Raw genomic sequence first — 19198 nt, forward strand, 5'->3', positions numbered from 1 at the left:
CAGACGCTGAAGGGTGCTCGCTGCACCCACCGGCGCTCTCGGGAGAGTCCGCATGTCAGCAGTCGCCAGACCGTACGCGGCGCTCATAGCGCTCGCGCTTCTCGCCGCCGCGGCGCCCGCGGTCGCCGTCCCCTCCGCCGCGTCCTCCTCGTCGTCCCGCTCGTCCGAGGACGCGCGCACCGAGGAGTCCCGCTCCGAGGACCCGCTGCCCGTCGTCTCGCCCGCGCCGCGGAAGATGAGCCGCGCGGGCGCCGACGTGCCGCTCGCCGTCGACACCGAGATCGTCGTCGGCCGGAAGACGGACGAGGCGGCGCGGCGGCTGCTGACCGACGTGCTGCACACGCACGGCGTGCGCGACCCCGAGATCCGCACCCGCCCCTCCGGCCGCGCCGCGCTCACCGTCCTGCTGGGCGAGGCCGGGCGCGAGGACATCGCACGGGCCCTGCGCGGCACCGAGGTCCCGGACGGCGCCGAGGCGTACGGGCTGCGGGTGCGGCGCGACGACGCGCGGCGCGGCACCGTGGCGCTGGGCGGCACGGACGCGGCCGGGCAGTTCTACGCGGTGCAGACGTTCCGTCAGCTCATCGCGGGAGGCGGCCACCACGCCGGCCGCCCCGGCCCTCGCGACAGCGGCGAGCGGGCGGCGCGGCGCGTCATCGCGGGCGCCTCCGTCAGCGACCGCCCGGCCATGCCGCTGCGCGGCACCATCGAGGGCTTCTACGGCCCGCCGTGGACGGCCGCCGAGCGCCTCGACCACATGGACTTCCTCGGCGACGTCAAGTCCAACACCTATGTGTACGCGCCCAAGGACGACCCGTACCACCGCGAGAAGTGGCGCGAGCCCTACCCCGAGGACAAGCTCGCCGAGCTGGGCCAGCTCGTCGACCGCGCCCGCGCCAACCATGTGCGCTTCACCTTCGCGCTCTCGCCCGGCACCTCGATCTGCTACTCCGACCCGGACGATGTGAAGGCGCTCGTCGCCAAGCTCCAGTCGGTCTACGACCTGGGCGTACGCGCGTTCTCCGTCCCGCTGGACGACATCAGCTACACCAAGTGGAACTGCGACGCGGACCGCGAGGCGTTCGGCGAGCCCGGCAAGGGCCCCGCCGCCGAGGCGCAGGTGAGCCTCCTCAACGCCGTGCAGCGCGAGTTCGTCGCCACCCACCCCGGCACCCACCCGCTCCAGACCGTCCCCACCGAGTACGGCGACCTGGCCGAGAGCGCGTACAAGAAGGTGCTGCGGGAGAAGCTCGACGAGGGCATCGAGATCATGTGGACCGGCACCGACGTCGTCCCGCCCGAGATCACCAACGCGCAGGCGGCCCGCGCCTCCGAACTGTTCGGCCGGGACGTGTTCGTCTGGGACAACTATCCGGTGAACGACTTCGCGAACACCCGCGGACGGCTGCTCCTCGCCCCCTACGACAAGCGGGAGCGGGGCCTGTCCGGGCACGTCAGCGGGCTCGTCTCCAACCCCATGAACCAGGCCGCCGCCAGCAAGCTCGGCGTCTTCACCATCGCCGACTTCGCCTGGAACGACGAGGGTTACGACCGCGAGCGCTCCGGCGAGCAGGCCGCGAGCTATCTCGCGGGCGGCGACGCGCGTACCACCGAGGCGCTGCGCCTCTTCGTCGACCTCAACCACGCCGCACCCACCTTCGGCGACACGCCCTGGCAGCCGCAGTCGCCGGTGCTGAGCGGCCGGTTGGAGTCCTTCTGGAAGCGGTACGCGACCGATCCCGAGGGCGCGCTGCGCGAGCTGCGCCCCGTCGTGGACGCCCTCGTACGCGCCCCCGCGACGCTCCGCGAGGGCGTCGCCGACCGCTTCTTCCTCGCCGACGCCGACCGCTGGCTCGACGCGACGGAGCTGTGGGGCGGCGCGCTGCGCCACGGCCTGCGGGCGCTGGCCGCCCAGCGTGACGGCGACGAGGCGGGCGCGGCGAAGGAACGCGCGGCGATGGACGAGGCCGCCAAGGCCGCCTCGGAGATCACCGTCGACCCGGAGGAGCACCACCAGGTGGGCCCGGTGAAGCTCGGCGACCCGTTCCTGGAGGACTTCGTCGAGAAGGTCCGCCAGGAGACGGACGGCGAGGGCACGCAGCGGGACCAGGGCTGATCGGGTCGGCCGACCACGGGAGCACACTTGTCCGACACCGCCATTGACGCCGTCGACGGCGTCGCCATCGACACCGCGCTCGTCAGGCGCCTGGTCGACGCGCAGTTCCCGCGCTGGGCCGGGCTGCCGTTGACGTTGCTGGAGCCGGCGGGCTCGGACCATGTGATCCACCGCCTCGGCGAGGAACTGTCCGTGCGGCTGCCCCGGCACGCCGGGGCGGCCGGGCAGGCGAGGAAGGAGGCCGAGTGGCTGCCCCGGCTCGCTCCGCACCTGCCGCTCGCCGTGCCCGTGCCGGTCGAGGTCGGGGAGCCCGGCTTCGGCTGCCCGTGGCCGTGGGCGGTGACGCGCTGGCTGGACGGCGAGGCCGCGAGCGCCGGGAAGCTCGCCGGCTCGCCGGAGGCCGCGGTCCGGCTCGCCGAGTTCCTCGCCGCGCTCCAGAGCCGCACCCCGGGGGAGGGACCCGGCCTGGCCGGGGAGGCGCTGGCCGCGCGGGACGCCGGGGTCCGGGAGGCCATCGCCGCGACGGCTGCCGTGTTCGACGCGGAGGCGATGACCGCGCTGTGGGACGCGGCGCTGGCCGCCCCGGGCTGGGACCGACCGGCGGTCTGGTTCCACGGCGACTTCCACACCGGCAACCTGCTGACCCGTGACGGCCGCCTCAGCGCGGTCATCGACTTCGGCGAACTCGGCGTCGGCGACCCGGCGATCGACCTGATGATCGCCTTCACCCTGCTCTCGGCCGGCACCAGGGACGTCTTCCGTGCGGCGCTGGGCGTCGACGACGCGACCTGGCTGCGGGGCCGCGGCTGGGCGCTGGCCACCGGGCTCAACGCGTACACCACGTACGCCGCCGTCAGCCCCCGCGTCGCGGCGCAGACCTCACGTCAGATCACCTCCGCCCTGACCGGGGTCTAGACGAAGTCGATCTCCGGGAAGCGCGGTGACGGGCCGTCGAGGAGGCGGTCGTCGTGGTCGCGCAGCCAGCGGTCGAAGAAGGAGGCGACGTACGCCCGCTCGGCGGCCCTCGCCCGGTCCGGGTCCACGGTCCCCAGCGCCTTGCGCACCGTCTTCTCCGGCAGCCCGGCCTGTGGCATCAGCGACTGGAGGTCGGTGTACGACTGGTGCTTGGACCCCCGGAGCGTCAGGTTGCGGTGCCAGCCCTCGGTGTGCGACCAGAACGCGCGCCACGAGGGCTCGGTCCGCCGGTCGCTGCCCTCCCTGCCCATCAGCAGCAGCGGACGGTCCAGGCCGTGCTCCGCGACGGGCAGCAGGTTCGTGCCCTGGGGCTTCTGGTTCAGCTCCAGCGTGCCGTCCAGGTCGACACCGGCGGCGATCCGCTTGTCCTCGTACATGCTCTGCGCGGCGGCCACGCCGCCCGCCGACTGGCCGAACGCCCCGACGCGGCGCGGGTCGGCCCGCCGCGACAGGCCGTGCGGCAGCGCGCCGAGCGAGTCCAGCACGAAGCGGGTGTCGGCGACCCGGGCGCGCAGCATGCGGCCCAGCAGCTCCACGAACGTGCCGTCCTTCTGCGCCTCCTCCATGGCCTTCATCAGGGGCGCGTTGTCCAGCACGCGGCCGTCGGGGAACTCGACGGCGGGCGACTCGTAGGTGTGGTCCACCGTGATCACCAGATAGCCGCGGCTCGCCATCTCCTCGACCAGGACCGTGCCCCAGGTGCGCGGGTCGCCCGCGCCCGCCGCGTAGACCAGCACCGGGAGCCGCCCGTCGCGGGCGTCCGGCCGCGCGTCCTCGTACGCGTGGGTGCGCGTGGCCGCCCAGTCCACGGTGCCGTCCGGGATGCCGAAGCCCGGGGCCCGGTCGGCGGAGAAGCGCGCCGCGGCCTTCGGGCGCATGTGCGGGGCGCGCGGATGCCCGGCGGTGCGCCGCGCCGGGTACCAGACGCTCACCATCAGCTCGCGGTACGGGCGCGAGGGCACCCACGGGTCGCGGCGCGCGCGGTCCACGAGCCGGACCTCGGCGGTGCCGACCGGGTGCGGGCCCGTGGGCGCGGGCAGCCGGACGCGGACCCCCGTGCCGCGTCCGGCGGTCGTGGCCGCGCCGGAGGGCCACGCGGCGGCGGAGAACGTGACGGCCGCCGCCGCGGCGAGCCCGGAGAGGGCGAAGGCGCGGCGGGAGACGGGCCGTTGAGAGCGGTGCGAAGTCATGCGTCCATGCTGCTCAGCGCCCCGGCCGGGGTCCATGTGGGCCAGCACCAGAAGTCGCGTACGGGATATCCCCCAGGACGGCTTGCCCCCGGGCCGGACTCGGCGGAACCTTGGTCAGTGCTTCACACGACGACCGCCCTGCCCCTGAACGCGCTTCTCGACCGCGCCCGTGCCCTCCTCGACCGTCCCGGCCGTGCCGTCCTCGGGATCGCCGGGCCGCCGGGGGCGGGCAAGAGCACGCTGGCCGCCGCGCTCGCCGACGGGCTCGGTCCGCGCGCGGGCCTGCTGCCGATGGACGGCTACCACCTGTCGAACGCGGTCCTCACCGCGCTCGGCCGCCGCGACCGCAAGGGCGCCCCCGACACCTTCGACGCCGCCGGGTACGCGGCGCTCCTCGCCCGGCTGCGCGCCGCCGACGGCACCGACGAGACCGTGTACGCGCCGCGCTTCCACCGGGAGTTCGAGGAATCGGTCGCCGCGGAGCTGTCGTTCGGCCCCGGGGTCGGCCTCGTCGTCACGGAGGGGAACTATCTGCTGCTCTCCGACGGCCCCTGGGCCGCCGTGCTCCCGCTGCTGGACGAGTCCTGGTACGTCGACCTGGACGAGGACGAGCGCCTCCGGCGCCTCACCGCACGCCATCACGCGTACGGCAAGACGCCGGAGGAGGCCCACGCCTGGTCCCATGGCTCCGACCAGGCCAACGCCGAGATCGTCGCCCGCACCCGCGAGGCCGCCGACCTGCGGGTACGGCTGGCCCCTAGCTCATAGGGCTCCGTCGTCGCCGTACCGCGTACGCCCCCAGGATCACCACGAGGGTGAGGGCGCTGGCCGCGAAGTCCATGCGGGTGTCCGGCAGGAACGCCATCGCGAGGATGACGACGCCCATCGCGCCGACCGTGAACCAGCTCAGATACGGATAGCCCCACATCTTCAGCGTCAGGGCGCCCGGGTCCTCCCGTTCGAGGCGGCGGCGCAGCCGCACCTGGGAGAGGGCGACCAGCAGATAGACGAAGAGCGCCACGGCGCCGTACGAGTGGACGATGAAGGAGAAGACGGTGTCGGGGGAGACGTAGGCGAAGACGACCGAGACGTAGCCGAGGACGGTCGCCAGCAGGATCGCGCGGCGCGGCACCCCGTTGGCGCTGAGCTTGGTGAGGCCGCGCGGCGCGTCCCCGTTGCGGGTGAGCGCGAAGACGATCCGGGAGGCGCTGTAGAGCCCGGCGTTGAGCGCGGAGAGCACGGCGACGAGGATGATCACCCGCATCACGTCGTCGGCGGCCGGGATCCCGATGTGCTGGAGCGCCGCGACGTACGGGCCCTCGGCCATGCTCTGGGAGTTCCACGGCACGATCGCCACGATGAGGAAGATCGAGCCGACGTAGAAGAGCAGCACCCGCAGCACCACGGAGTGGGTGGCGCGGGCGACCGCGCGGCGCGGCTCGGTCGACTCGGCCGCCGCGAGCGCGGCGATCTCCGCGCCGGTGAAGAAGCCGACGGCGGGGATGACGGAGGTCAGGACCGGTCCGATGCCCATGGGCGCGAAGCCGCCGTGCCCCGTCAGGTTCCCCACGTCGGCGTGGGCGCCCGGCCACAGGCCGACGACGAAGACGAGCCCGAGGACGAGGAAGACGGTGATCGCCGCGATCTTCAGCGAGGCGAACCAGTACTCGAACTCGCCGAAGGACTTCACCGAGAAGAGGTTGACCGCCGTCAGCAGCACCATCAGGCACAGGCTGATGACCCACAGGTCGATGCCCGGCAGCCAGGCGTGGATGATCGTCGCCCCGGTCACGGCCTCCAGCGCGACCACGTTGACCCAGAAGTACCAGTAGAGCCAGCCGATGGTGAAGCCGCCCCAGGAGCCGAGGGCGAGGCGCGCGTAGGAGTAGAAGGAGCCCACCGCCGGGCGGGCCACCGCCATCTCGCCGAGCATCCGCATCACGAGGATGGCGAGGCCGCCCGCCAGCAGGAACGAGACGATGGACGCGGGCCCCGTCTCGCTGATGACGACGCCACTGCCGACGAACAGCCCGGCCCCGATCACCCCGCCCAGCGCGATGAGCGTCATGTGGCGCTGCTTGAGGCCGACCCGCAGCCCCGCGTTGCCGCCGGGGTCACCGGACGCGCCCGGTTCTCCGGGACCCGGCCCGTCGGGAACCGCCCCGTCGGGGCCCGGGCCCCCGGGGGCGGACGGAGGAGCGGGCGCGGTCTCGGCCATGGCCTCGGTACCGGTACCGGTACCGGTACCGGTACCGGTCGCCGTTCTGTTCTGTCGCACAGTGTGCCCCTCTCAGCCGTGGACGCTTCGCGCCACGTCGTCCACCATCACCGCGACCCCGGACAGGAGTTCGTCCAGGACCTCGCGGTCGGCCACCAGCGGCGGCGAGATCATCAGCATCGTGGCGCCGCGGTCGTCGGGCCGCAGCACCACACCGGTCTTCCGGAACGCCGCGGGCAGCACCTCGCGCAGCACCCGCGCCGACTGCTCCTCGGTCAGCTCCGCGCCGCTGTCGCGGTCGGCGGCGAACTCGACCGCGTAGAAGAAGCCCGTGCCGCGCACGTCCTTGACCACGCGGTGCCGGTTCTTGATCTCCTCCAGCCCCGCGCGGAGTTCGGGACCGAGCGTGCGGACGTTGTCGAGCACGTGCTCGTCACGCATCGCGGTGATGTTGGCGACCGCCACGGCGGTGGAGACGGGGTGCCCGCCCCAGGTCGCGCCGTGCGTGAACGTGCCCCCCAGCGGCGAGTCGTAGAGCGCCCGCACCAGCGGCTCGCGGGCGATCATGCCGCCCAGCGGGGCGTAGCCCGAGGTCGCGCCCTTGGCGAAGGTGATCATGTCGGGGACCGCGCCGAAGGCCCCGCTGCCGAACCAGTGGCCCAGCCTGCCGAACGAGCAGATCACCTCGTCCGCGACGAGCAGCACCCCGTGCCGGTCGCATATCTCGCGCAGCGCCCGCCAGTAGCCGTCGGGCGGGACGAGCGCCCCGCGCCCGTTCTGCACCGGCTCGGCGAAGACGGCCGCGACGGTCTCCGGGCCCTCCTCGACGATGGCCCGCTCGATGGCGCGCACGCACTCCAGTTCGGCCGCGGGGCCCTGGTCGCCGGTCACGCCCAGGGTGTTGGGCACGTGCCGCACGCCCTCCAGCAGCGGCATGAACGGCTCGCGGATCTTCGGCAGCCCGGTCACCGACAGGGCGCCCAGCGTCACGCCGTGGTACGCCATATGCCGGCTGATGATCTTCGTACGGCCCGGCTGTCCCTGGCTCCTGTGGTACTGCCGGGCGAACTTGATGGCCGTCTCCACGGCCTCCGAGCCGGAGTTGACGAACCACGTCACGTCCAGGTCGCCCGGCGCCAGCCCGGCGATGAGGCTCGCGGCCTCGACGGACGGCGGGTGCGCGGCGCCCCAGTTGGTCGAGTACGCCATCGTCTCCATCTGCCGGGCGGCGGCCGCGACGATGTCGGAGCGGCTGTGCCCCATGTTCACGCAGAACAGCCCGGCCAGTCCGTCGAGGAACCGCCTGCCCCGCTCGTCGTAGAGGTGGCAGCCCTCGCTCCGTACGAAGACGGGGAGTTCGTCGCTCTGCCAGGCGTCCCGGCGGGTGAAGTGCTGGCCCAGGTGCGCCTGCGCCTTCGCGCGCAGGCCGGATGCGGTGGTCGTCTCGGTCTCGGTCACGGTCACGGTGTTCTCCTCCTCGGGGTGTGCGGGATACGGGCGCGGGCGGGGTCAGCGCAGGAGCGCCGCCGCGTCGGCGGGCTCGTGGCCGTGCGCCTCGGCGACGGGGCGGTACGTCACGTGGCCGTCCACCACGTTGACGCCGCGCATGACGGCGGGATCGGCGTGGCAGGCCGCGGCCAGGCCGTGGTTCGCGACGGCCAGGACGTACGGCAGCGTGACGTTGGTGAGCGCGTACGTGGAGGTGTTGGGGACGGCGCCCGGCATGTTCGCCACGCAGTAGAAGAGCGAGTCGTGCACGGGGTAGACGGGGTCGGCGTGGGTCGTGGGACGGGAGTCCTCGAAGCATCCGCCCTGGTCCACGGCGATGTCCACCAGCACCGAGCCGGGCCGCATGCCCGAAACCATCCGGTTCGTCACCAGCTTGGGGGCCCGCGCGCCCGGGACGAGCACGGCACCGATGACCAGATCGGACTCGGCGACGGCCCGTTCGAGTTCATACGCGTTTGACGCGACCGTAGTGATCCGGCCCTGGTACATCCGGTCGGCGGCGCGCAGCTTGTCGACGTTCAGGTCGAGCAGCGTGACGTCGGCCCACATGCCGGTCGCGACGGCGACCGCGTTCATGCCGGAGACGCCCGCGCCGATGACGGTGACCTTCGCGGGGCGCGTCCCGGAGACGCCGCCCATCAGCACGCCGCGCCCGCCCGCGGCGCGCATCAGGTGGTACGCGCCGACCTGCGGCGCCAGCCGCCCCGCCACCTCCGACATGGGGAAGAGCAGCGGCAGCGAGCCGTCGTCGGGCTGCACCGTCTCGTAGGCGACGCCCGTGATGCCCGAGGCGACCATGGCCTCGGTGCACTCGCGGGACGCCGCGAGGTGCAGATACGTGAAGAGCGTCTGGCCCGCGCGCATCCGGTGGTACTCCTCGGCCACCGGCTCCTTGACCTTCAGGACCAGTTCGGCCTGGTCCCACACCTCGTCGGCGGTGCGCAGCACGGTCGCGCCCGCCGCCTTGTAGTCCGCGTCCGCGATGGACGAGCCAGCGCCCGCGTCCTCCTCGACGCACACGGTGTGGCCCGCGCGGGTCAGCTCGTGGACCCCGGAGGGCGTGATGGCCACCCGGTACTCGTGGTTCTTGACCTCGCGGGGGATGCCGATCCTCACAACGCACTCCCATCTGTCCGACCATCTGTCGGATCGTCTGTCCGACTTCTGTCCAGCGGCGCCGATGGGGTTTAGATTGCGGATTCAACTGGTCCGGCGGAAAGTGCCAGGACCGGCGACTCTGATGGGACCAGGCTGCGGGAGGCGCTATGCCACGCACGGTGATCGAGGTGGACCGGGAGTCGGAGGAACCGCTCTACCGACAGCTCCGCAAGGCGATCGAGCACGGCATCGGCTCGGGCATGGTGGACGCCGAGGGCAGACTGCCCTCGTCCCGCGAGCTCGCCCGTGAGCTGGGACTTTCCCGGAACACGGTGAACGCGGCCTACCAGGAGCTGGTCGCCGAGGGCTTCGTGGAGTCCCGTGCCCGGCAGGGCCTGTTCGTCAACCGCGAGATGCGCCCGTACTGCGCCGTCGAGCAGGAGCCGGCGGCGTGGCACTACGACTGGTCGGCGCGGCTGCGCGGGCTGCCGTCCCGCCGCGATCCGCTGCCGCACATCGAGAAGCAGACCGACTGGGTGCGGTATCCGTACCCGTTCCTGGCCGGGCAGGTCGACTTCCGCGCGTTCCCGGCGCGCGCCTGGGCGCGGGCGCTCAACGACGCGCTGTACCACCCGCACGTCCAGTTCAGCCTCCAGGACAGCATCGCCGCCGACGACCCGCTGCTGGTGGAGACGCTCTGCACCCGGCTGCTGCCCGCGCGCGGCGTGCGGGCCGAGCCCGACGAGGTGCTGGTCACTGTCGGCTCGCAGCAGGGCCTCGACCTGCTCAGCCGCGCGCTGCTGGGCCCCGGCTCGACCGTCGCCGTCGAGGACCCCGGCTATCTCGACGCGCGGCACATCTTCGCCCGCGCCGGTGCCGCGCTGCGCCCGCTGCCCGTCAACGCCTCGGGGCTGCGCCCGCCCGCGTCCCTGGAGGGCGTCGACCTGCTGCATGTCACCCCGAGCCACCACCACCCCACCAATGTCACGCTCGGTATCGGACGGCGGCGTGAACTGCTCTCGCTCGTACGGGAGTCCGGCACGGTGATCGTCGAGGACGACTACGACAGCGAGTTCCGCTACCAGGGCCGCCCCACGCCAGCCCTCAAGGGCCTGGACGAGACGGGCCAGGTCGTCTATCTCGGAACGTTCTCCAAGTTCCTCGCGCCCGGACTCCGGCTCGGCTATCTCGTCGCCTCGCGCGAACTCGTCCGCGAGCTGCGCGACATCCGCCGCTACTCGGTGCGCCACCCCTCGGGGCACACCCAGCGGGCGCTGGCGCTGTTCATCCGCTCCGGCGAGTACCACCGGGGCGTACGGCGCTACCGTACCCGGCTGATGCGCAAGTGGGAGGCGGCCTGCGCGGCCGTCAACGCGCATCTGCCCTGGCACTCCTCGCCGCCGCCCGGCGGCGTCAGCCTCTGGATGACGGGCCCGCCCGGGCTGGACGGGCGGCGGCTCGCGGAGCTGGCCCAGCGGCGCGGGGTGCTGATCGAGCCGGGGGATCTCTATTTCCTGGGAGACGATCCGCCTCGGAACCACTTCCGCATCGGCCTCGCGGCGCCCCAGCTCGCCGCGATCGACCCGGGCGTACGGATCCTGGGCGAGCTGGTGGAGGAGGCGACGGAGGGATCCGCGCCCGAGGGCGCTTGACTTCAAGGCCCGTTCAAGTTCCAGGCTGGGGGTGAGGCGGTCGCAGGGACCGCACCGTATGAAGGAGACCCCCATGGCCAGCGCTTCCGGCGCCGTCCGCTGGGTCGGCGACCACGCCCGCCCGCTCGCCACCCTCGATCCCGCCGCGCCGCTGGACGACCTGCGGCCCCTCGCCGAGAGCGTGCGCGACGCCGGGATCGTGGCCCTCGCGCACTCGATGCGCCACTCCCGTGAACTCTCCGCCGTCTCCCACCGCGTGCTGCGGCTGCTGGTCGAGGAGCACGGCTTCCGCTCGCTCGCCCTGGAGGGCGACGACCCGGCGGCCCGCGGCCTCGCCGCCTACGTCGCCGGGGGCGAGGGCGACCCGCGAGCGCTCCTCGCCGGATCCCGCTCGTTCTGGCGTACGGGCGAAATCCTCGACGTCGTGGAGTGGATGCGGGCGTACAACGAGAAGCACCCCGAGGACCCGGTCCGCTTCGCCGAACTGCCCGACCCCGAGGGCGGCTTCACCGGCATCGACCACATAGAACGCCATCTGGCCGAGACCACCCTGCGCTGGTACGAGCGCGGGGGCGACCGGATCGTCTACTGGGGCGGCCTCGCGCACATGTCCGTCGGCGCGCCGGGCACCACCGCGGGCAGCCGGCTGCGCGAACGGCTCGGCTCCGCGTACGCCGCGGTCGGCCTCACGTTCCACCACGGCACCGCGCTGTACGAGTTCCCCGCGCCGCCCGCCGACTTCGCCGAGTCGGTTCTCGGCGCGGCGGGTCCCGACGCCTTCACGCTCGACCTGCGTACCGGGGGCGGCGCGGACCCGGCGGCCCGCGCCTGGCTCGACGAGCCGGTCACGACCCGACTGATCGGGCCCTCCTATGACCCGGAGCACGACGCCGACTACCACCTCACCGGCGCGTCGCTCGCCGGAATGCTGGACGCCGTCATCCACGTCCGTGAGGTGACGGACGGAAGGCCGCTGGAGCCCGCCGCGCGGTGACGGCGAGCGGCGCCGCGAGGTCCATGGCCGCCGTCCGCGACAGGTACGCGCTCAGATCGCCGCCCACCGTCAGCCCGTACAGCTCCACCGCGCCCTCGGTCTCGATCCCGGCCGCCACCTCCCGCAGGTGGCCGTCCAGCAGGACACGCCCGTTGACCTGCGCCGTGGCCCCGTCCATCGGGCCGCCGTCCGCGACGAGGCAGAGCAGTCGCCGCCCCTCGGGCCGCAGGGCGGCACGGCGCGCGGCCCACTCCAGGGCCTCGCCGGTCAGCCCCTCGCGGTACAGGTCCGCCTTGAGGAGCGCGGCGAGCGCCGTACGCGCGCGGCGGTACGGCACCTCGGCGTCCTTGACGACCAGGTGCAGCCGCTCGTTGAGCCGCCCGGGGTGCGCGGGCCGCCCGGCGCGCAGCCAGTCGCGGCGGGCCCGGCCGCCGTGCCAGGCGGCGGTGGTGAAGCCGAGGATCGCGCAGGAGGCGCCCGCGAGTTCGAGGGCGCGGGCCCACACGTCGAGCAGCGCGGCGAGCCGCTCCCGGTGCGGCTTCATCGAGCCCGAGCAGTCGAGCAGGAACGTGACATGGGCGTCCGTGCGCGGCTCCGCGCGCGGGGTGCGGAAGACGCGCCGCTCGGCGGGGGAGACGACCAGCCGCGCGAGGGCCCGCCCGTCGACCACCCCCTCCTCCCGACCGCCGGACCAGCCGTCGGGGCCCGGCGCGGCGAGCTTGGCGCGCAGCTCCCGCGCGAGGCGCGCCGTCTGCGGACGGTCCTCCTCGATCCGCCGGTCGAGCCGCGCCCGGAACTCGGCGGCGAGCGCGGGCCGTACGAGCGCGAGGGCCGCGCGCTCCTGGTCGTAGGCGGTGGTGAAGGCGCGGTAGCCATCGCTGTCCGGGGTGGAGGGCGACCCGGCGGAGTCGGAGGCGGAGGCGCGGACCGCGCCGTCCCCGTCCCCGTCGCCGTCCCCGCCCTCGTCCAGGAGCAGCGCGAAGCGGGACTCGTCCTCGGGCGGTTCGCGTCCTGCCCGTTCCCCGGCGTCCTCCTCCAGCATCGCGGCGACCGTACGGGCGACGGCCAGCGCGTGCGGGGCGTACGCGGACTGGTCGGCGCGGTGACGGCGCAGGGCGGCGAGTTCGTGGCCGATCCGGGCGCCGAGCGCCGCGCGTGTCGCCTCGATCGGATCCTCGGCCTCCGGGAGCACCGGGGCGCCCAGCACCCGGGCGCGGCAGATCTCCAGCGCCGTGAAGAGCAGGAGGCCACGGGCGGTCTCGGCCAGCCCCGAGGCGAGGAACGCGCGGGCCCACGCGGCGTGTCGGCGGCGCAGGTTGCGCGCCACGCCCGGCAGCGCCGCCGGGACCCGGGACTCGGCGCGGTACTGCTCCAGCGCCTCGAACAGCAGCCGTTCCACCGGCCCTTCGGGCCGCAGCCGCGCGTGCAGCGCCGCGTCGGAGCCGGTGAGCCGCAGCGCCAGCCCGTCCGCCACGCCGCGCAGCGCCTCGCCTTCCTCGTCGGGGGAGCGGCGCAGGTGCGGCGCGGGCGCGGGGACCGGCGTACGGCCGCGGTGCAGCCGGTGCCCCCGGAAGACGAGTCCGGGCGTGTCGCTCAACGCCCGTACGGCCGCCGCGCACAGCTCCTCGGCGTGGTGTCCGGTGCTCACACCGCGTTCGGTGCTCACGCCGCGTTCCGTGCTCACGCCGCGTCCAGTTCGCGGTCGAAGCAGCGCTGGAACAGCTCGGCCACGAGCGGGCGTTCTTCCTCGTCGCACTTGTTGAGGAACGACAGCCGGAAGGCGAGCCCCGCGTCGCCGAACAGCTCGGCGTTCTCCGCCCAGGTGATGACCGTGCGCGGCGACATCAGCGTGGACAGGTCGCCCGCGCGGAACCCGGAGCGCGTCAGCCCCGCGACGGCGACCATCGCCTCGACCTCCGCCTGCGCCGCGCCGGGCACGCGGGCCCGTACGATCGCGGCCTCCTCCTCCGGGGGCATGTGGCCGAGGGTGGCGACGATGTTCCAGCGGTCCATCTGCGCGTGGTTGAGCCGCTGCGCGCCCCGGTAGAGCCCGTACGGATCGCCGAGGCCGACCGTGTTGGCGGTGGCGAGGAGGCGGAAGGCCGGATGCGGGTCCAGGACCCGGTTCTGGTCGAGGAGCGTGAACTTCCCGTCCCGCTCCAGCAGCCGCTGGAGCACGAACATCACCTCGGGCCGCCCCGCGTCGTACTCGTCCAGCACCAGCGCCACGGGCCGCTGGAGCGCCCAGGGCACGATGCCCTCCTGGAACGCGGTGACCTGCTTGCCGTCCCGCAGCGTCACCGTGTCCTTGCCGATCAGGTCGAGCCGGCTGAGGTGTCCGTCCAGGTTGACGCGCACGCAGGGCCAGTTGAGGCGCGCCGCGACCTGCTCGACATGGGTGGACTTGCCCGTGCCGTGCGGGCCCTGGAGCAGGACGCGCCGGTTGTGCGCGAAGCCCGCGAGCAGCGCGAGCGTCACGTCGGGGTCGAAGCGGTACGCCTCGTCGCGCTCGGGCACATGCGCCGAGGGCTCGCTGAACGCGGGCACCTTGAAGTCCGTACGGACGCCGAAGAGGTCGCGGGCCGACACCCGTATGTCGGGCGTGCCGGGGCCGTGATCCGGTGTGCTCACTCCTGGCCCCCCTCGCGCTCGACGCGGGCGACGGCGTCGGCCGCGCGCTGGAGCGCGGGCAGCAGATGAAGCGCCTTGTCGGCGGTGAGGCGCATGACCGGTGCCTGCACGGCCACGCACTGGTTCGAACGCCCCGACGGGGTCGGCACCAGCACGGCCACGCAGACGAGTCCGGGCAGGAACTCCTCGTCGTCCACCGCGTACCCGTCCCTGCGCACCCGGACGAACTCCTCCTCCAGCGGGCCCAGTTCGGTGACCGTCTTCGGCGTGTACTGCTTCAGCGGCGCGTGGGCGAGGAGCTTGCGGCGCTGCGCCGGGCTCATCTGGGAGAGGATCATCTTGCCGCTCGCCGAGCAGTGCGCGGGCACCCGCGAGCCGGGGCGGAGATAGAAGCGGAGCGGCTCGGGCGTCTCGACGCGGTCGAGGTAGACGACCTCGTTCCCGGAGAGCGCCGTGACGTTGCAGCTCTCGCCGATCTCCTCGACCAGGTCGCGCAGCACCGCGTGCCGGGCTCCGTGGTGCGTGGCGTTCAGCAGCAGGTTCTCGGCGAGCCTGCGCAGCCGCGCGCCCGTCCCGTAGTGCCGCCCGTCGCTCTGCCGTACGAGCAGGCCCGCGCCCTCCAACTGCTGGAGCATCCGGTGGAGCGTCGGTTTGGGCATGCCGGTCTCGTCCACCAGGTCCTGGAGCGTGACCAGTTGGTCCTTCGCGGCGATCAGCTCCAGCAGGGCGAACAGCCGCATCGTAGGCGTGTCGCCGTTGAGCGTGTCCATGGTCCCTCCGTCTGTTCGTGTTCCGAAAAACAAGCTAGCAGGTACCGAATTACGGAACACATGGTTGACGGTCCCGTCGCGGGCTCCCTATGGTCCGGAGCAGAACCTGGATCAGATCCTGATTTCAGGAACTCCACGTACCGATTCTTCGCCATACGTATCGCCCTCCGTGGCGGCCGAAGGAGCTGGAGCATGAGCGAGCCGCAGAAGATGACCCCCTCCGAAGCCTTCGTCGAGACGCTGGTCGCCAACGGCGTGACCGACATCTTCGGCATCATGGGCTCGGCGTTCATGGACGCGATGGACATCTTCGCGCCCGCCGGTATACGCCTCGTTCCCGTCGTCCACGAGCAGGGCGCCGCGCACATGGCCGACGGCTACGCCCGCGTCAGCGGCCGGCACGGCGTCGTCATCGGCCAGAACGGCCCCGGCATCAGCAACTGCGTGACCGCCGTCGCCGCCGCGTACTGGGCGCACAGCCCCGTCGTCATGATCACCCCCGAGGCGGGCACCATGGGCATGGGCCTGGGCGGCTTCCAGGAGGCCAACCAGCTCCCGATGTTCCAGGAGTTCACCAAGTACCAGGCCCACGTCAACAACCCCCGGCGGATGGCCGAGCTGACCGCGCGCGCCTTCGACCGCGCGATGTCCGAGATCGGCCCGACCCAGCTCAACATCCCCCGCGACCACTTCTACGGCGAGATCGAGGCCGAGGTCCCGCAGCCGATGCGGGTGGACCGGGGCGCGGGCGGCGAGCGCAGCCTGAACGAGGCCGCCGAACTCCTCGCCTCCGCCGAGTTCCCCGTCATCATCTCCGGCGGCGGCGTCGTCATGGCCGACGGCGTCGAGCAGTGCAAGGCCCTCGCCGAGCGGCTCGGCGCGCCCGTCGTCAACAGCTACCAGCACAACGACTCGTTCCCCGCGAGCCACCCCCAGTGGTGCGGCCCCCTCGGCTACCAGGGCTCGAAGGCCGCGATGAAGCTGATCTCGCGCGCCGATGTCGTCGTCGCCCTCGGCACCCGGCTCGGGCCCTTCGGCACGCTCCCGCAGCACGGCATGGACTACTGGCCCAAGGACGCGAAGATCATCCAGATCGACGCCGACCACAAGATGCTCGGCCTGGTCAAGAAGATCACCGTCGGCATCTGCGGCGACGCCGCTGCCGCCGCAGACGCCCTGACGCGGCGGCTGGAGGGCCGCACCCTCGCCTGCGACGCCACGCGCGAACGCCGCGCAGGGGAGACCGCGGCGGAGAAGGAGGCCTGGGAGACCGAGCTGAGCGAGTGGACCCACGAACGCGACCCGTACAGCCTCGACATGATCGCCGAGCAGGACGCGGAGGAGGGCGACTGGCTCCACCCCCGGCAGGTCCTGCGCGAGCTGGAGAAGGCCATGCCGGAGCGGGTCATGGTCTCCACGGACATCGGCAACATCAACTCCGTCGCGCACAGCTACCTCCGCTTCGAGGAGCCGCGCTCCTTCTTCGCCCCCATGAGCTTCGGCAACTGCGGCTACGCGCTGCCGACCATCATCGGCGCGAAGGCCGCCGCGATGGACCGCCCCGCCATCGCGTACGCGGGCGACGGCGCCTGGGGCATGTCCATGGGCGAGGTCATGACGGCCGTACGCCACGACATCCCCGTCACCGCCGTCGTCTTCCACAACCGGCAGTGGGGCGCCGAGAAGAAGAACCAGGTCGACTTCTACGACCGCCGGTTCGTCGCCGGGGAACTGGAGAGCGAGAGCTTCGCGGGCATCGGGCGCGCGATGGGCGCGGAGGGCATCGTCGTCGACAAGCTGGAGGAGGTCGGGCCGGCGCTGCAGCGGGCCGTCGACCTCCAGATGCGGGAGGGGAAGACGACGGTCGTCGAGATCATGTGCACGCGGGAGCTGGGTGACCCCTTCCGGCGTGACGCCCTCCAGAAGCCGGTCCGCTTCCTGGAGAAGTACCAGGACTACGTGTAAGAGCCGCACCTTATGTGGGCCCTCCCTGCCTCCGTGCCCGGCGCTCCGGTTCCGGGCACGGGCTGCCCCGTACCTCGCCCTTCAGCGCTTGGGAGATCTGCGCGTGGGGGTGCCCCCTGCTCGAAGAGCTTGGGGGAGCAGGGCTGGCAAGCGCAGCCCCTTCACCGGGTGCGCGGACATGAGGGCTGGGTACGGGCTGCCCCGTGCGCTACTTCGCAGGCTGCGGCTGCGCCGTGGCTTGTCGCGCAGTTCCCCGCGCCCCTGAGGGGGGGCACCCCCAATCGTCGACTGACCGTCGGAGCGCTCATGCTCGTAGAACCGCATGCCCCTCTTCCCGTACCCGGTGAGGCCGGGCCCGCCGTGCAGGCGTTGACGGAGAACTGGGCGGCACGGCTGAAGGGGTCCGGGCGGCGGCCCCGGGTCGCGCTGGTCGAGGCCATGGACCCCCGCGTCCTGTGGGCCGCCGCGCGCCTCGGGGAGGGGCGGGCCGTGACCCCGGTGCTCGTCTCCGGCGACCCCGCGGCCGTACGGGAGCGGGCCGCCGATCTCGGGCTGAAGCTTCCCGAGGACCCCGAACGGCTCGACTTCCTCGACCCCGCGCGGCACGCCGCCCCGCTGCGGGATTTGCTCGACGGACGGCCGGGCGGCGAGGACCCCCTCTTCCTCGCCGCCGCGGCGCTCCGCGCCGGGGACGTGGACGTGTGCGTCGCGGGCAGCGACCGGCCCACCGCCGACGTGCTCCGCGCCGGGCTGCGCGTCGTCGGCCTGGCGCCCGGCATCCGTACGCTCTCCAGCAGCTTCCTCATCGTCCGCCCCGACGGCGGCGTGCTCTCCTACGGGGACTGCGCCGTCGTCGTCGACCCGGAGGCCGCGCAGCTCGCCGACATCGCGCGCGCGACGGCCGCGGGCCACCGCGCGCTCACCGGCGACGAACCCCGCGCGGCCCTGCTCTCCTTCAGCACCCAGGGCAGCGCCGACCACCCGCGCGTCGCGCGCGTACGGGAAGCCCTCGCGCTGCTGCGCGCAGGGGACCCGGGCTTCGCGGTGGACGGCGAGATCCAGTACGACGCCGCCGCCGACCCCGACGTCGGCCGTGCCAAGGCGCCGGGATCGCCCGTCGCCGGGCAGGCCAACACCTTCGTCTTCCCCTCCCTGGAGGCGGGCAACATCGGCTACAAGGTCGCCCAGCGCGTGGGCGGCTGCGCCGCGATCGGCCCGCTGCTCCAGGGGCTCGCCGCGCCCCTGCACGACCTGTCGCGCGGCTGCACCGGATCCGACATCGCCGCGCTCGCCCTCGCCGGGGGAGTCCAGGCGCTCGACCGCCCCCGCCACCGACACGACCAGGAGTCACCATGACCGCACTCGGCCTCGCCGTGCTCGACCTCGCCGGAACGACCGTGACCGACGCGGGGATCGTCGAGGACGCCTTCACCCACGCCGTCGTCCGCGAGGGCGTCGAGGAGGGCGGCGCCCGCCACGACCGCATGATGCGGTACGTCCGCGACACCATGGGCGAATCCAAGATCACCGTGTTCCGGCACCTCTTCGACGGGGACGAGGAGACCGCCCGGCGGGCCAACTCCGCGTTCGAGGAGGGCTACGCGCAGATGGTCGCCGCCGGACGCTGCGCCCCGCTCCCCGGCGCGCGCGAGGCGATCGAGGAACTGCGCGCCCAGGGCTGCGCGGTCGTCCTCAACACCGGTTTCTCGCCCCGTACGCGCGACGACCTGCTCGCCTCCCTCGGCTGGACCGGCCTCGCGGACGCCGTCCTGTCGCCCGCCGACGCCGGTCGCGGCAGGCCGTACCCGGACATGGTGCTGACCGCGCTGCTGCGCACGGGGGCGCCGTCCGTGGAAGCGGTGGCCGTCGTCGGCGACACCCCGTACGACATGCGCGCGGGCCGTGCCGCCGGTGCCGGGCTGGTGGCCGGGGTGCTGACGGGCGGCCAGCAGGCGGAGGACCTGCGGGCCGCCGGGGCCGACCGGGTGCTCGGCTCGGTGGCGGAACTGCCCGCGCTCGTCAGGGAGTCGGCGCGGGTGCCCCGCCCGGCCACCGTCTCCTGACGGGAGCACACCGGGCA

The 19198-nt window shown here is 73.4% G+C and carries 15 protein-coding genes; 8 read left to right on the forward strand and 7 right to left on the reverse strand.

All coding sequences use genetic code 11. From position 1 onward, the window contains the following. Positions 1–52 precede the first annotated feature (52 nt). A complete protein-coding gene (locus tag ABD343_RS30400; RefSeq protein WP_344532739.1) occupies positions 53–2116 on the forward strand; it encodes a glycoside hydrolase family 84 protein in 2064 nt (687 codons plus the stop codon). A gap of 27 nt (positions 2117–2143) precedes the next feature. Then, positions 2144–3031, forward strand: coding sequence for an aminoglycoside phosphotransferase family protein (locus ABD343_RS30405; protein WP_344532741.1), 888 nt, complete (start codon positions 2144–2146; stop codon positions 3029–3031). Here ABD343_RS30405 and ABD343_RS30410 read toward each other — a convergent pair. Then, positions 3028–4281 carry an alpha/beta hydrolase family protein gene (locus ABD343_RS30410; RefSeq protein WP_344532743.1) on the reverse strand — a complete coding sequence of 418 codons (1254 nt, stop codon included), beginning with the start codon at positions 4279–4281 and terminating at the stop codon, positions 3028–3030. The genes ABD343_RS30405 and ABD343_RS30410 overlap by 4 nt on opposite strands. Positions 4282–4398: 117 nt before the next feature. Here ABD343_RS30410 and ABD343_RS30415 point away from each other — a divergent pair, with 117 nt between their 5' ends. Beyond that, entirely contained in the window at positions 4399–5049 is a 651-nt protein-coding gene (locus ABD343_RS30415; RefSeq protein WP_344532744.1) for a nucleoside/nucleotide kinase family protein, read from the forward strand. On the opposite strand, the gene ABD343_RS30420 is transcribed toward ABD343_RS30415, so the two are convergent. From ABD343_RS30420 to ald, 3 genes are all read right to left on the reverse strand, one after another. Then, a complete protein-coding gene (locus ABD343_RS30420) occupies positions 5039–6499 on the reverse strand; it encodes an amino acid permease (RefSeq protein WP_425578322.1) in 1461 nt (486 codons plus the stop codon). The genes ABD343_RS30415 and ABD343_RS30420 overlap by 11 nt on opposite strands. 72 nt (positions 6500–6571) lie before the next feature. After that, entirely contained in the window at positions 6572–7963 is a 1392-nt protein-coding gene (locus ABD343_RS30425) for an aspartate aminotransferase family protein (RefSeq protein WP_344532746.1), read from the reverse strand. A gap of 45 nt (positions 7964–8008) precedes the next feature. Further along, on the reverse strand, positions 8009–9124 hold the full coding sequence (gene ald, locus ABD343_RS30430) for an alanine dehydrogenase (protein ID WP_344532748.1): 1116 nt from the start codon (positions 9122–9124) through the stop codon (positions 8009–8011). 149 nt (positions 9125–9273) lie between these two features. Here ald and pdxR point away from each other — a divergent pair, with 149 nt between their 5' ends. Together pdxR and ABD343_RS30440 are read left to right on the forward strand one after the other, a co-directional pair. Next, positions 9274–10758: a MocR-like pyridoxine biosynthesis transcription factor PdxR gene (pdxR, locus tag ABD343_RS30435; RefSeq protein WP_344532749.1), complete on the forward strand. Its 1485-nt coding sequence runs from the start codon at positions 9274–9276 to the stop codon at positions 10756–10758. 73 nt (positions 10759–10831) lie between these two features. Continuing rightward, positions 10832–11752, forward strand: a complete 921-nt coding sequence (locus ABD343_RS30440; protein WP_344532751.1) for an erythromycin esterase family protein — start codon at positions 10832–10834, stop codon at positions 11750–11752. Here the strand turns inward: ABD343_RS30440 and ABD343_RS30445 are convergent. Genes ABD343_RS30445 through ABD343_RS30455 form a run of 3 tightly spaced genes read right to left on the reverse strand, consistent with a single transcriptional unit; the run spans position 11697 to position 15153 of the window. Beyond that, complete coding sequence (locus tag ABD343_RS30445) at positions 11697–13418, reverse strand: cobaltochelatase CobT-related protein (RefSeq protein WP_344532753.1); 1722 nt, start codon at positions 13416–13418, stop codon at positions 11697–11699. The two genes, ABD343_RS30440 and ABD343_RS30445, sit on opposite strands and share 56 nt — an antisense overlap. A 14-nt stretch (positions 13419–13432) precedes the next feature. After that, positions 13433–14383, reverse strand: coding sequence for an AAA family ATPase (locus ABD343_RS30450; protein WP_344532755.1), 951 nt, complete (start codon positions 14381–14383; stop codon positions 13433–13435). After that, entirely contained in the window at positions 14380–15153 is a 774-nt protein-coding gene (locus tag ABD343_RS30455; RefSeq protein WP_344532757.1) for an IclR family transcriptional regulator, read from the reverse strand. Before ABD343_RS30455 ends, ABD343_RS30450 begins: the two co-directional genes overlap by 4 nt. 192 nt (positions 15154–15345) lie before the next feature. On the opposite strand from ABD343_RS30455, the gene xsc reads away from it, so the two are divergent. The 3 genes from xsc to ABD343_RS30470 all read left to right on the forward strand — a co-directional run bounded on the left by xsc (position 15346) and on the right by ABD343_RS30470 (position 19181). Then, positions 15346–17118, forward strand: coding sequence for a sulfoacetaldehyde acetyltransferase (gene xsc / locus ABD343_RS30460; protein WP_344532759.1), 1773 nt, complete (start codon positions 15346–15348; stop codon positions 17116–17118). 306 nt (positions 17119–17424) lie between these two features. Then, complete coding sequence (locus tag ABD343_RS30465) at positions 17425–18474, forward strand: phosphate acyltransferase (protein WP_344532761.1); 1050 nt, start codon at positions 17425–17427, stop codon at positions 18472–18474. Next, complete coding sequence (locus ABD343_RS30470; protein WP_344532763.1) at positions 18471–19181, forward strand: phosphonatase-like hydrolase; 711 nt, start codon at positions 18471–18473, stop codon at positions 19179–19181. Before ABD343_RS30465 ends, ABD343_RS30470 begins: the two co-directional genes overlap by 4 nt. The last annotated feature ends 17 nt before the right edge of the window (positions 19182–19198 follow it).

This window comes from Streptomyces albiaxialis (genome assembly GCF_039530985.1).
GTDB lineage: Bacteria > Actinomycetota > Actinomycetes > Streptomycetales > Streptomycetaceae > Streptomyces > Streptomyces albiaxialis.

What these genes read in the sequence shown, in the direction of transcription:
- ABD343_RS30400 (WP_344532739.1), top strand. Translation starts at nt 53, where the DNA reads ATGTCAGCAGTCGCCAGACCGTACGCGGCGCTCATAGCGCTCGCGCTT.
- ABD343_RS30410 (WP_344532743.1), bottom strand. Translation starts at nt 4,281, where the DNA reads ATGACTTCGCACCGCTCTCAACGGCCCGTCTCCCGCCGCGCCTTCGCC.
- ABD343_RS30420 (WP_425578322.1), bottom strand. Translation starts at nt 6,499, where the DNA reads ATGGCCGAGACCGCGCCCGCTCCTCCGTCCGCCCCCGGGGGCCCGGGC.
- pdxR (WP_344532749.1), top strand. Translation starts at nt 9,274, where the DNA reads ATGCCACGCACGGTGATCGAGGTGGACCGGGAGTCGGAGGAACCGCTC.
- ABD343_RS30440 (WP_344532751.1), top strand. Translation starts at nt 10,832, where the DNA reads ATGGCCAGCGCTTCCGGCGCCGTCCGCTGGGTCGGCGACCACGCCCGC.
- ABD343_RS30455 (WP_344532757.1), bottom strand. Translation starts at nt 15,153, where the DNA reads ATGGACACGCTCAACGGCGACACGCCTACGATGCGGCTGTTCGCCCTG.
- xsc (WP_344532759.1), top strand. Translation starts at nt 15,346, where the DNA reads ATGAGCGAGCCGCAGAAGATGACCCCCTCCGAAGCCTTCGTCGAGACG.
- ABD343_RS30465 (WP_344532761.1), top strand. Translation starts at nt 17,425, where the DNA reads ATGCTCGTAGAACCGCATGCCCCTCTTCCCGTACCCGGTGAGGCCGGG.
- ABD343_RS30470 (WP_344532763.1), top strand. Translation starts at nt 18,471, where the DNA reads ATGACCGCACTCGGCCTCGCCGTGCTCGACCTCGCCGGAACGACCGTG.